This window comes from Pseudomonas sp. G7(2022), from assembly GCF_052660475.1.
In genome coordinates this window covers 6,164,342-6,176,859 of sequence record NZ_CP109659.1, presented here as the reverse complement: position 1 = coordinate 6,176,859, position 12,518 = coordinate 6,164,342, and the positions used below count along the sequence as shown (strand labels likewise).

Sequence of the window (12,518 nt, the reverse complement as noted above, 5' to 3'; positions counted from 1 at the left end):
GGGATCAGAATTCAGGTAATTGGTAATGACAGAGACAACGAACAAAATTCAAAAATGGTCGTATCCCCTGAAGGTAGGGACAGCCGAAGCGACCGATCCACAGCAGTTCTACAAAGCGTTAGCTAAAGCAAAGGACGGTTACTACCCATTGGGGGCCAATGGTCTTTGGCATGGTGGCGTTCATTTCGATGAAGCTTCAGGGTTGGTGAAGGATCTGACGGAGGTCAGGTGCATCGCTGATGGAGAAGTCGTCGCCTACCGTATTGACGAGAAGTATCCGACTTCGGATTTTGGCTCGACGCACTCGGTTTATTCGACGGGGTTTGTGCTGGTTAAGCATCGACTTGAGTTACCGGCACCTCCGGCGCCTGTAGCCGGGGCGGCTCCCGCAAGCTCGCCGGTGGCAGGGCCAAGCCTGACGTTTTTCAGCCTCTATATGCACTTGCTGGATTGGGAGGGTTACAAAGCGAACCCTACGCTTAAAGACCGGCCGGGTTTTTGGGGAAAGGGGCTTTATGAAGTTAAGGCCAATGCTCCAGACAAGCCTTTGGGCATCCGGATGCGAAGTGGTAACGCCGGGCACTTTCCCGTCTTGGCAGTTTTGCCCCGGGGGACGACCGTGGTTACACAACCTGCCCCAGCGAATCAAATGTGGGTTGCGGTTATCAGCGTTAGTCCTGAAATCGCAGGCTTGCCTGCGGGCGGATGGGTATATAAGGGTCAATTGAAAGACTTGGGGGGTGGCAAGTATTTCGTGGGTAACGAAGCTCAAGATCCTATCCCTGGAGGCGCTCAGCACGGAGCGAATATCAGGGGCGCCCATACCAGCGGCCTCCCGCTTAGCCACTTACCAGCAGGCGCACAAGTACGGCTTGGTGACGAAGCGACACCTAACAACTTTCGTAAGCTCGCCGAAATCGTCAGTGGCCAGGCGACTCCAGCCCTAGCCGCCGGCGCGGATGGCAAGTTTCCTGGGTTTATTTGGCTGCAGTCACTTACGCCGAAGAGTGAGCCGCATAGCCCGATGGGAGATGTTGTTGTCCTCTCTCCGACATACAAGATCAAAGCTGGTGAAGTTCTCGGGCATGTTGGCAAGTATCAAAACCATTCAGATGCAGCTCCGAAGAACCTCCTGCACCTAGAGGTTTTCAGCTGTGAGGATGTGAAGGCGTTCACTGAGCAGAGTAAAGCTAAAGCCGCAGGGGCACCCGTCGCTGAGAAATCAATAGTCAAAATACCTGTAGGCACCAAGCTTATTACGCACGTGCAAGGTATGAACGCTACAAATCCTCCTAAGGCATCAGACGCTGGGAATGATGTGGGGTACGATTTTTATGTCCCTGTAGGATTGCTGGAGACGCTACCTGCGGACAAAAAAATAAAACAAACAGTCACAATGGGGCAGTCAACGACAACCACGTATTGGTGGCGTCTAGATGGTCTTTTGGGGGACAAGGACGGTAACGGGATTGATGGGTGGTTTGCGGAGCAAGACATAGTTATTTCGCGACATTCACCATTTGAGTGGAATGGCTTCGATTTTATCGAAGAGACCACCAGCAACGCCGATCACTTTGCAGCGTTTTTACATGCCCAAGAGAATCTCAGTGAGCAGGAGCGTGAGGGCTATTTGCCAAACGTGGAGGCGGCTATTGCGGGTTCCGTTAACGAGAAGCTGTATAAAATACTTGATAGGGACGGGGATAAAAAAATCGCCCCGACTGAGATTGCAGAAGCATTGAACAAGCCTTGGTTCTCTCAACCAATATCGCAAATGGTCACCCGTTATGAAAATGAGTGGGACTTTAAAAAAGATAAGTGGGATGCCCTAGACGAAATAATTGGGCATAGCGATTCTGAACCTCATAAAGAATGGGTAGAAGAAAAGGCGCGAATTGAGAAGCTCAGTTGGTGGAGCAAGCTGTTGGGGCAGCACGGAATCTCCAATGATGCGAGAGTGCAACATATTCATCCTGTCGGACTAATTTCTTCGTTTGCACATAGCGGTGGCTGTAGTTGTTCGGATGTTATTACTAAAGAGCAAATTAAATTAATTGCCCCAGCGGCTACGCAGGCTAATATTGACAAGTACACAGATCTGCTAACTGAAATGTACGCTACGGCTGGAATTGTTACCTGTATAAGTAAGGCGCATGTTTTGGCGCAGATGTTACATGAGAGTGGCAGTCTTGGAGTTACGATTGAGGGTTATAATAGTCTTCCTTCGTATGCGCCATATATTGGTCGGGGCTTGATCCAAATTACTTACGAAGAAAACTATAAGGCTTATGGTATTTTTATAGGCGAAAATTTCTTGGGCGCGCCCGACTATAATAAAATGGCACAGCTGCCTCATAGTGTGGTTTCCGTGGGGTGGTTCTGGGCGAATTTTAAAAAGTTAACTGCGAGTTCGGATTTGGATGATTTTATCTATTGTACTGCCGTGGTGAATGGTGGCTTCAATGGTTACGATGATAGATTGCAGTTTTTGAATCGAGCAATTGAAGCGCTTGATATAAAAGGGTGCGCCAAGCTGAATAAATTTGGCGTCTATGAGTTGGCTGACAGTAAAGCATATAAAAATGCCAAGTTTTCGTTTGCTTGGGGGCTATGGAGTGATCCGGCGGGAGGAACTAGCGGGAAGGCCGCAGACCGAAATCAAGCGATTATAGGGTATAAGCGTTTTATTGAGCTATATAACTCGGACTCGTCCGTAAGTGGCAATGCTACCCGCAAATACTACGCATCTTCCCGCACCGCGTCTGTCGCGAAACAGTATGCTGAAGCTCGAATAGTTGCTCTTGGAGGAACTCTATGATGAAGTTTTTATTTGGTTTCATGCTTTTTTCCGTGTTCGGCGTTGTGCAGGCAGCTACTCAATGTCAGATCGATCTGAATTCCGATGGAGTATGTGATCATTATGCTGTGTCCTCTTCTGCGGAAGATGAGACTTTTTCAAATATAACCATCGATATTGGTGGTAGTGATAAAAAAATAACAGGTGGTTTTGAGCTCGGTAGCGGCGGGCTTTCAGAGGGATATATACCAGGTGATTTTTCACTTCTGATTGACTACTACCCGCATAACACACTGATAACGAAGTATGACTTCAGATGGGATCGAAGTCTTAACGATTTCTTGCTATACAAAATGTCCGGCTGGGAGGAGCCTGATCGTGATGAAAAATATTCTATTGGCGACGAGAACGTGCCAGGCGAGGATAGAATTCCTCGTGGATTTGATGTGCGGCGCATTGAGTGTTGCGTAAAGTTTTCCCAATTTTCTGGTAATGGTCCTGCTGTCAAGAACATGAGTGAAAGTGCAAAGGTTGCCGAAATTAATAAAGACTTTAAGTATGTATTGAAGAAGCTTCCTGAAGGTGAAAAAGGGGGGCTTTTTCTTCAGCCCGGCACAAGTGGGGAACGAATTAGCATTCCAAAAGATTTGGTATATGAAATATCATTGATTGTTGGGGATAATAATGTTGGAGCGATCAATGATTATGCTTATTATTTATACCGTAATAAAGAGAGTGCTTTGGCAGTATTGCTTCTGAAGAAAATTCACCAAAAGTATCCTGAAAGGTTAGTTGCCATACTGAATTTGGCAGATGCTTATTGGGATCTGGGTATGAAAGAAGATGCTTGCCCTCTTTATGCGAGTTATATCGATAAGATGAATGTGCTTGGCAAGTCTTCACGTATACCTGCATCCGTTAAAGATAAGGATTTTTGTATAAGGAGGGGCTGATATATTTGTCATGATAATAAAAAAAGGTGACAGATTTATTTGTGGAGCCAAAATCGTCTAAATCGGTTTTCGGGGAGTGGTCGAATGCCTGCTTGATCCGCGCGACGATAGAGCGAGCCCGTCAATTGGCTATGGCTCCGGGCAAGAGCAAACAGTGAACTAAAGCATTTGATCAGCAGGTTTATGGAGTGGGTGAGTCTTGAAAGGATTGTCGCTGTTTTCAGTTTTGTGTTTTTCATGTTGTGCATTTGCAGGCAACGCACGAGGGCCGGTCGTCGATATATTCAAAGCCGATGTCGCTTACGTTTCCGGAAAACTGGTCCGTTACTACCAAACGTTCGATAGTCCCTGCGTCAATATTCAGATTCTCAAGCCTGGGGGACAAGGGGCTGCGAGCGACTCGATAGCATTCTGCGAAATTGCAGGGAAGAGTTTTAACAACGGCTTCACCGATGTCTCATTGGATAGGGCCACGTTTTCCGACACCGAATTGCAGTTGGCCTTCAAGCTGATGTCGTTGGTTGGAGTGAATGAAACTACCGAATTATGCAAATTCCGCGTTGATGGTGAACATCTCGCAGAACCTGAATGTACGGCGCAGTAAGGGTCGTGCATTGCACATCGGTCAGCCACGCCATCGGAGAGTCAAAGTGAATTTCGTTCCCCTGTTGTTCCTGGCGTTGACGTGGGCGTTGTCCGCAAGCGCAGCGCCAGCCGGTGTCAGTACAAGCCATACAATGCCCACCGCGATGGTCGCTGCACTCACGAAGGAAAACCAAATGCCTGCCGAGAGTTTTCGCGCCATTGCAGATGGCGTGGTGAACTGGAGCGGTGGAACGATGGCTGCCGTGGTGATTGAGGATCCGCATGGCATTTGCGCGATTTACAGGTATCAAGACGGCCGGTTGGATCTGCCTTTTGACGGCGTGCCCTGTAAGTTTCTGGGGCCACCCACGCTGATGTCGGACAGAAAAACTGCTTTGCCCGATGTCGTGTTCGCCGTCGAGTTGTTTGTCCCCAACCGGGGCGGGATGGCCAATCACAAGGTCGCGTTTTATTACGATGCCGAGAAGAACGCTTATTGCGAGAGTCAGTCGCTTGCGAGTTGGTATCTGTCGGGAAATCGGGCGCTGGCTCCTGATCTTCAGGATGGACAGTGTGTAGCGGGATCGGAATAGGCAGTGCCCCCGATCTCTCATAAGGAAATGAACGTGAAAAAAGCCCTTCTTCTGCTGGTCAGCCTCTTCCCCCTGATGGCTTATGCGGAGGTCACCACCGAATCACTTTGCTTCGAACTTTCACAGGACAGCCCGGTGAAGTTCGAACTGCGTACCTACTACGACTCATCCAGCAAGTGGTCAGGTGGATTCGTCAAGTACGCCAAGTCCAGCGAGCCCATCTCCATTGTGTTGACGGATTCCGAGGAGGAGATGCTCGGTCCCGACGCCCCTTGGCAGAGAGCCACAACGTGGTCTGAAGTCGTCAATGGCAAAGTTGCGGGAACCTACGATTTCGTGACTCAAGGGGCGCAGATCGTCTCGATGAAGTACACGAAAAAGTCCAACGGAAAGGTTTACCACTTCTTGAATAACCCCAACATCGACTCCTCCCTAGAGTCCGGATGCGAGTGGGAGTAGAACGAGTAAATGCAATTCAAAACTCTAGTGGTTTCATTGCTTGCCCTGCTGTGGACGATCTCGGTGTGGGCCGAACCAACCACGTTCAGTCCAGCCAAAGGCGTCGAAGCGACATTGATACTCGAAGGTTCCACTCTGAATGTCGCTCTTAAAAACGCAGCGCACAGCGAGTCGCAGACAATCAATTTTCAAGCGGAAAAACCGCTGCATATGCAGATCGGTGATTTCAATTTCGACGGTATGAAGGACTTTTCTGTCTGGCAGATTGATGACGGTATGGGTACTTACTCCTACTTCAGAGTGTTCATCTACCAACCTGAGACAAACCGCTTCGAAGAGGCTAAGCCCGATTGCGGCGATGGCTTCGTCAACCTGCGCGTAGACAAAAAGCGTAAGGCGTTGCTCAGCACTTATTGGGGCATGAACGGGCCAGAGCAATGCATTACCCGATTCACCAAACGCAAGACCTGAATGGCTCAAGGAAGAACACTGTTGAAACATTTTTTTGCGGTACCGAGTTGCGGTATGACAACACGCAGGCTGAACCACTGGCTTTCCATCGCATTGTTGAGCACCGTCCTGTGCACAAGCGCCTTCGCCTCTTCTGAACAGCAATGCCCGGCTAACAACTTCGCTGACTTCGTCAAAATCTTTTCATCGGACTCGGCGGTACAGAAAGCGTTTACCGCGTTGCTGATTCAGGCAACTCATGTCGTGGCTGAAGGCAACATACCCAAGGTTGTCGTGCGCAGCGTCAAGCATTTGCCCGCCGATGAATTGAGCGTGCTGGGTACGGAAAATGCTGCCGCGTTGAGCCTGTCTACCGAGATCGCGTTTCCGAACAAGGTGGTCGTGCGTGATCAGCAGGGTACCTTCTTGAAGATTTTCGTCTTCAAACACAGCGACTGCTGGGTGCTGAACAGTGTTGAAGACTGGACGCTCGAAGCGGTGATGGATGACGTGGCTCGAACAGATCGCCCTTCACCCGGTGAGCGCGAGTTGAAAAAAGCGTGATGTTCGATCGGCTGGTCAACAAGGCATCTGGCGAATCCGGTGTCTCTTTGTACGCAGCAGCGCTGGACAGCTATGTGGACGGTGCCCGCAAAGGTTCGGCCCAGGCGGCAGTGGCGGCCGCGGGAATCAGTCTTTCCGGGCAGGCACCGCGATTGCCGAATGAACAGATTCTGGCGCTCATGAATCAGGCATTTCAGAGTAATCCCGACGATGGCGTGTTCCTCTCCTTGTTTTACTGCGATGAGGGTGAGTACGACGATCACAAGGCCTGCATTGATCCGCAAAAATCGATGGCCACATTGGAAAGCGCCGCGCTACGAGGCTCTAGCCACGCACTCCTGCGATTGGGTGACGTCTACGAAACCGGCACTGTCGTCGCTGCTGATCTGCCCCGTGCAATGGCCTGTTATCGCGAGGCCAGCAAGACCGAGCTTAAGTCGGGCCCTGCTGCGGTCGAGCGTTTGTTGGCCCGAGGCGTCATCGCGGACAGCTCCATTCAATGCATTGGTGCGGGTCATACACAGTGAATGGAAATGTGTACAAGGACATTCAATTGAGCGTGCCCCAATCTTGTTTCACCTGGGTGTTCGCGTTCTGCACGGCACTTCTATCACCGACAGTGTTTGCTCAAGAATCCACCTGCGAGTTTCATGACGTCCAATCAACCCTTGAGGTGGTCAGTTGCCTCAACGAGGGCGCCGTGGAAGTCTTGAAGCTGTCGCCGCGCAATCATCCAGCTTATGAAAGTGATATAGACCGCCTCTCTACGTTTATCGTGCGGGGTAATGACCTCAACGAGGTCAAGAAGATGGTGGGGGTGAGTGCTTTGTCGTCGCCTTACAACTTGCTCGTCAAGTTGCCGAATGCTGAGGGAATCATGCATTTCGATCAGTTGCCCGAATCAGCCACTAAAAAACTGGCGATGCCAGGCTGGGTACTGATGGATGCGCGGGATGTCGTGTACGAACGACAGGGTGGCGGGGAAGGTTTTGGACTTGTATGCAGTACCCATGAAAAAGCGACCGGCTCTGAATATGTAGTCGTCACCCAATGTAATGGTTTTTACGAAGAGGATATTGCCAGGTTGAAGGATTTACTCGGCGTGATCGACGCTCACTCCGCGCAATAGCGATCACTGAACGGGACCAAACGTTTTGTCTTCGCGCGACTGACAACCCCCATTTTCCTTTAAACTCCCCGCCCTCAAGGAACACGCTCAGGACACGGAATGCCAGCCCCCTCTTTCTCTCTTCGCCCCGCGATGGTGCTTTGGCTGTATGCCACGGCAATCGTGCATGTGCTCGCCGGTCTCACGCTGACCTGGGCCGGTCATTCCGGATTACTCGACGGCTATCTTCACACCCTCGAACTCGCATTCTGGGGCGCCGATGCGGTCCCTGCCGCCGGTCACGAGCAGCAGGTCTGGTGGCTCGCGCTTTTCGGCGCGACGCTGCAAAGTTATTCGCTGTACATGCTCGCGTTGGTGCACCTCGGCAACCGTCTTAAAGCTCCCGCAATTTGGGGCTGGTTGATGGCGGGCATCCTGTTATGGGCGCCTCAGGACATGTGGCTTTCAGCTCAACAACAGGTCTGGTCGCATCTGTGGCTCGACGGTTTTGCGCTGCTGGTGCTGTTGCCGCCGCTGATCTGGTTGCTGCGCCATGATCGTCGGAGATCCCCACCAGAAAGAACCGTGAGCAAGTCCAACCCCTTTGCCGGCGGCGCCTACAAGCGGGTACTGATCACCGGTGGCACCGGGTTTATCGGTGAAGCCGTAGTCAATCAATTACTCGATGCCGGCCACACGGTCGGCGTGTTGGCGCGTGATCCGTTGAAAGCGGCGAACCTGTTCGACGGTCGCGTTCGCTGTGTACGGTCGTTGAGCGAACTCGGCCGCGACGAACCTTTCGACGTGGTGATCAACCTCGCCGGCGCACCGGTCGCCGGTCCACGCTGGAGCCCCGAGCGGCAGGCTCAACTGCTCGCCAGTCGGGTCGATACCACCGAAGCCTTGATGACCTGGCTGAAGCACACGAGCCATAAACCCGCGCTGTGGATTCAGGCCTCGGCCATCGGTTTCTACGGCGTGCGCGATGCCAACGAAAGCCTCGATGAGCAGGCCTGCAAGGGCGACGGTTTCATGGCCGAACTCTGTGCGCGTTGGGAGGCTTCCGCGCAACCCGCGACGCAGTTTGGTGTTCGTCAGGTTGTGCTGCGCCTCGGCGTGGTGTTTGGGCCGGGTGGTGCGTTGTTGCCATTGCTGATCCCCTTCCGCCTGGGCTTCGGCGGGCGCATGGGTGATGGTCGGCAGATCATGAGCTGGGTGCACCGCGACGATGTGATTCAGGTAATCGCTCGATCCCTCCACGATGAAAATTTGCGCGGCACCTACAACATGGTCGCCCCCGAAACCGTCAGTCAGGCAGCCTTCGCCGAGAACGTCGGCAGGGTTCTTAAGCGTCCGGTATGGTTCCACATTCCTGCAGCGCCAGTGCGTGCGTTGGCCGGGGAAATGGCTCAGCTGTTCTTCGACGGTCAGCGCGTGGTGCCGCAGCGTTTGAGCGAGGCGGGCTACACGTTCCGCTATCCGACCCTCGACGCCGCACTGCGCGATCTGGCCTGAGGATCGCCCATGAGCAAGCCCTTGATGTACCTGCTCGCCGGCAACGGCAGCGCCGCCGATTGGTGGGATGACTCGCTGCCGCATTTTCAGCGTTACGACGTGGTGCCGCTAGAGCTGCCGGGCTTCGGCGCCAACCCGCAGCCGCCCTGCGAGGATCTGGCGGCTTATGCGCAGACCTTGTTGGCGATGACGCAAAAGGGCAGCGCGATCATGGCTGTCGGGGTCAACGCGTTGCTGGTGCTGCATGCGCTGCAACGCCGGCCCGGGCACTTTTCTCGCAGTGTCTTGCTGGCGCCGGTGGGCGCCTTTTTGTGGCAGCGCCGATTGCCGGCGCTGATGTCACCGCTGCCAATCCGCAAGTCCATTCATTGGCTGCTGTCGAACAGACCCACGCTGTTCGCGCGCAAGTTCTCCAACCAGACCTGGACGCCCGCGCAGTACCAGCGCATGGGCGCCGGTTATGCGCGTTGCCGTGCGTTTGTGCCGCACTGGGATCTGATCCGTGCCGACACCGCGCTGCCATTGCTCGAGTGGATCACCGGCCCGGTCGAGCTGGTCTGGGGCGATCAGGACAAGGTGCTCGGCATCGAACAAGCGGCGGCATGGTCGGCGATTCTTGCGCGCGCGGACCTGACCATCAGCCTGAAACCCGATTGGGGCCATTACCCGTGGATCGACGCGCCCGCGCAGTTTGCGCAGTGGCTGGAGTCGGGCGAACGCGGGTTTGTCGCGCACACCAAGGGCGGGCGTTTGCGTCTGGCGGAACTGGCCCGTCAACCGGTGCCGGCGGCGCTGACCCTCAACGATTGCAACGATCCGCGACTACCGACCTTCCTCGCCCGCCAACCGCAGGCGATCTGGGCGGTACGTTCCTCCAGTTATGGCGAAGACCAGGCCGACTCGGCGAATGCCGGTTTGAGCACGACCTACCTGCGCGAGCCGGCCGCCAACGTGCCGGCGCGCATTGCCGCGCTGACTGCCGAAGGCGTCGAGGAAGTGGTGGTGCAGCGCTTCATCACGCCGCAGGTGTCGGGCATCGCGTTTGTGCGTCATCTGTCGGTGGAACTCGAGTGGGTTGAAGGTCATCTTGAGTCCCTTGCCGACGGTCAGATCAGCCCGGAACGGGCGACGCTTTCGCGGCTCGGCGATGCCTGGCGCAGCGGCACGTTCACAGCCGCCCACGGTTTGACCGAAGACGTGCTGTGGCGCTTTCTCCAGGATGTCTTGCGGGTGTTTCACTATGTGCCGGGCGATGTCGAATGGGCCTGGGACGGTACGCAACTGTGGCTGCTGCAATACCGGCCGATCAGCGACTACGGCTGGCGCCGGCACCTGACGGCCGCCAACATCGCCGAGATCCTGCCGCCGCAACCCAGCATGCTGGTGGAGTACGCCCAGCGCCGGGCCGCCGCGAGCATTCCGGCGATCATGGCCCGTTGGGATACGCGGGTGTTGCAGGACAACGAGCCGTTCACGGCTGTATTTGGCGGTGCGTCCTACATCAACAACGACCTGTTTCTCGCACGGTTGGCCGACTGGGGCATCAGCGCCAGCAACTATGCCGGTGAAGTCGGCGGCGCGACCCCGCATCTGCCGTGGCGACCGCTGCGGATGTTGCGTTCGCTGCCGTTGTTCCTGCGCATGCAGCGTATCGCTCGGGGGCATTTGCTGAGCCTTGAACACGGCTTGCGGCGCTTCGACCAAGAACTGACCGACCTCGTCGCCCAGGGTGCTGACGGTCAGCAACTGGCCGACTGGTTCACCCGGTTCTATGTGTTCGTGGTGCAGGGCAATCTGTGCATCGCCACGGCGCTGGCCAGCAGCGGCGGGAACTGGCTTGGCCGACCACCCACCGCTTACGACAACCTGGAAAACAGCCCTCATCGGCTGCCGTGGGAGACCGATCCGGCCACACCTCGACCCGTATCGAGCGCGTTGCCATTACAGGCCTTCCCGCAATGGTCAGGGCTGATTCGCCTCGCGCATTCGACCGGCCTGCCGGGCCTGCGTGGTTACTACCTGCAAGTGCGCGAGTGGTATCGCGACAACCTGATGCGCATCTTCTTCCGCCTGCATCACGCCATGCCTCTGGCGGATCGCGAACACTGGTTTGCGCCGCACCCGGACATCCGCACGCGCGACGGCAGCTTCTGGCAGGACGGCCGCGAAGGGGCCGAACAGGCCACCGGATTCATGATCTACCCGGGGCAGGTGAGGGGCATTCTTGGCGAAGACATCTTGCTGGAAGACACCCTCGATCCGGGGCGTCACGCACACTATCAGGCAGCGCGGGCGGTTATTGCGCGGATGGGCGGGCGGTTGTCGCATGGTTCGACGTTGTTGCGGGAACTGCGCAAGCCTTCGGCGGTGATGCCGCAGGTGGATCTGGCGTGGATCGGGTGCGAAGTGTTGTATCGGGATGGGGAATTGGAATTGATGAATTCGAAGGATGTGAAGTGAAACGACTGTTGTTGATGTGTATGGCCTGGTTGCCGATGGCGAGCATGGCGATGGATGTGTGCAATTCCGAGTCTGATACCAAGCACTTTCTCTCTCAGTGGTCAGAGAGTCGAGATAACAAGCCTGACGACATACTTTCCGGCCTCCACAAGGACCAATTTTCTGTGGAGTACGGCAAGGTTGTGTACCGCGGTGATCTCAATGACGACGGTCAGGAAGACTTCATTTTCACCTCCTACTCAAGTCGCGGATCAGCGGGTGACTCAACCTTCGCCTTCCTGATCCAGTGCCATGGTTACTTGAAGCATGTCGGTGGAGATTATTTCGCCAGAGTGAAGGTCTTGGATGGTCCGCCCAAGAACGGCGGAGACTTCAAAGACATCGCAATCTATTCCTACGTCAGGGATAAGCGCGACCAGATCAGTTACATGGGAAAAGACGCGTTAACTCGGCGTCATCTATGGCAATTCAACCCGCAGACACAGCGTTATGAAGGTCAGTCTGAGTAAGCCAGCGGTTTCCCACTGCAGTTATGGAGTTAGTACTTGAAAGGATTTTCGATTGTTCTCGGCAGCTTGCTGTCAGCTGCCACTTCCATCGCATTCGCCGCTGATCCCGACTTCAAGGATTACACCGTCACCCCCGTTTTCAGCGGCCCCAACCATGAACCGGTGCAACAGGAACAAAGCAACCCGGGCGAAGGCCCTGCAAGGCAAGGTCAACTTCGCCGGCCATTACATCCTGTACAGGTTCGGCTGTGGCGGCGGCGCCATTTGCGGCGAAGTGCTGGACACCCAGCCGGTGATGTCGTTGGCGGTCTTCCGAATGCCTATGACGGCAGCACTTTCGACACGACGTATTTGCCCGATAGTCGCTTGATCATCATTTCAGGCGTCACGCTCGATGGCGAAGAAGACGCCCAGGGAAATCACTTGGAAAACCGTAACCGGGATCGGTACTACGAATTCGTGAACAACGAGTTCCGGCTGCTTGGCATGACCGACTTGGAATCGCCGTCAATCGATGAGGAATGA

Annotated in this window: 12 protein-coding genes and 1 pseudogene; all 13 read left to right on the top strand. The window is 54.6% G+C overall.

What is annotated here, in order from left to right:
- Nucleotides 1–25: 25 nt before the first annotated feature.
- Complete coding sequence (locus NE357_RS28425) at nt 26–2,818, top strand: glycoside hydrolase family 19 protein (protein ID WP_169432481.1); 2,793 nt, start codon at nt 26–28, stop codon at nt 2,816–2,818.
- Nucleotides 2,818–3,750, top strand: coding sequence for a tetratricopeptide repeat protein (locus NE357_RS28420; protein ID WP_169432480.1), 933 nt, complete (start codon nt 2,818–2,820; stop codon nt 3,748–3,750). The genes NE357_RS28425 and NE357_RS28420 overlap by 1 nt, the downstream gene beginning before the upstream one ends.
- 199 nt (nt 3,751–3,949) lie before the next feature.
- Nucleotides 3,950–4,354 (top strand): hypothetical protein, encoded by a 405-nt coding sequence (locus NE357_RS28415; protein ID WP_169432479.1) that lies wholly within the window; start codon nt 3,950–3,952, stop codon nt 4,352–4,354.
- A gap of 175 nt (nt 4,355–4,529) precedes the next feature.
- Nucleotides 4,530–4,928 (top strand): hypothetical protein, encoded by a 399-nt coding sequence (locus tag NE357_RS28410; protein ID WP_169432478.1) that lies wholly within the window; start codon nt 4,530–4,532, stop codon nt 4,926–4,928.
- A 27-nt stretch (nt 4,929–4,955) separates the two neighbouring features.
- A complete protein-coding gene (locus tag NE357_RS28405; protein ID WP_243433269.1) occupies nt 4,956–5,387 on the top strand; it encodes a hypothetical protein in 432 nt (143 codons plus the stop codon).
- Between the two features lie 9 nt (nt 5,388–5,396).
- Nucleotides 5,397–5,858, top strand: coding sequence for an XAC2610-related protein (locus NE357_RS28400; protein WP_169432476.1), 462 nt, complete (start codon nt 5,397–5,399; stop codon nt 5,856–5,858).
- A gap of 21 nt (nt 5,859–5,879) precedes the next feature.
- Nucleotides 5,880–6,401 carry a hypothetical protein gene (locus NE357_RS28395; protein WP_169432475.1) on the top strand — a complete coding sequence of 174 codons (522 nt, stop codon included), beginning with the start codon at nt 5,880–5,882 and terminating at the stop codon, nt 6,399–6,401.
- Nucleotides 6,401–6,928: a hypothetical protein gene (locus NE357_RS28390; RefSeq protein WP_169432474.1), complete on the top strand. Its 528-nt coding sequence runs from the start codon at nt 6,401–6,403 to the stop codon at nt 6,926–6,928. The genes NE357_RS28395 and NE357_RS28390 overlap by 1 nt, the downstream gene beginning before the upstream one ends.
- A gap of 26 nt (nt 6,929–6,954) precedes the next feature.
- On the top strand, nt 6,955–7,530 hold the full coding sequence (locus tag NE357_RS28385) for a hypothetical protein (protein ID WP_169432473.1): 576 nt from the start codon (nt 6,955–6,957) through the stop codon (nt 7,528–7,530).
- A gap of 99 nt (nt 7,531–7,629) precedes the next feature.
- Complete coding sequence (locus NE357_RS28380; protein WP_169432472.1) at nt 7,630–9,024, top strand: TIGR01777 family oxidoreductase; 1,395 nt, start codon at nt 7,630–7,632, stop codon at nt 9,022–9,024.
- A 9-nt stretch (nt 9,025–9,033) separates the two neighbouring features.
- Nucleotides 9,034–11,484: an alpha/beta fold hydrolase gene (locus NE357_RS28375; protein WP_169432471.1), complete on the top strand. Its 2,451-nt coding sequence runs from the start codon at nt 9,034–9,036 to the stop codon at nt 11,482–11,484.
- Nucleotides 11,481–11,993: a hypothetical protein gene (locus NE357_RS28370; protein ID WP_249314359.1), complete on the top strand. Its 513-nt coding sequence runs from the start codon at nt 11,481–11,483 to the stop codon at nt 11,991–11,993. Before NE357_RS28375 ends, NE357_RS28370 begins: the two co-directional genes overlap by 4 nt.
- Before the next feature lie 87 nt (nt 11,994–12,080).
- Nucleotides 12,081–12,518, top strand: a pseudogene (locus NE357_RS28365) (hypothetical protein).

What these genes read in the sequence shown, in the direction of transcription:
- NE357_RS28425 (WP_169432481.1), top strand. Translation starts at nt 26, where the DNA reads ATGACAGAGACAACGAACAAAATTCAAAAATGGTCGTATCCCCTGAAG.
- NE357_RS28420 (WP_169432480.1), top strand. Translation starts at nt 2,818, where the DNA reads ATGAAGTTTTTATTTGGTTTCATGCTTTTTTCCGTGTTCGGCGTTGTG.
- NE357_RS28410 (WP_169432478.1), top strand. Translation starts at nt 4,530, where the DNA reads ATGCCTGCCGAGAGTTTTCGCGCCATTGCAGATGGCGTGGTGAACTGG.
- NE357_RS28405 (WP_243433269.1), top strand. Translation starts at nt 4,956, where the DNA reads ATGAACGTGAAAAAAGCCCTTCTTCTGCTGGTCAGCCTCTTCCCCCTG.
- NE357_RS28400 (WP_169432476.1), top strand. Translation starts at nt 5,397, where the DNA reads ATGCAATTCAAAACTCTAGTGGTTTCATTGCTTGCCCTGCTGTGGACG.
- NE357_RS28390 (WP_169432474.1), top strand. Translation starts at nt 6,401, where the DNA reads ATGTTCGATCGGCTGGTCAACAAGGCATCTGGCGAATCCGGTGTCTCT.
- NE357_RS28380 (WP_169432472.1), top strand. Translation starts at nt 7,630, where the DNA reads ATGCCAGCCCCCTCTTTCTCTCTTCGCCCCGCGATGGTGCTTTGGCTG.
- NE357_RS28375 (WP_169432471.1), top strand. Translation starts at nt 9,034, where the DNA reads ATGAGCAAGCCCTTGATGTACCTGCTCGCCGGCAACGGCAGCGCCGCC.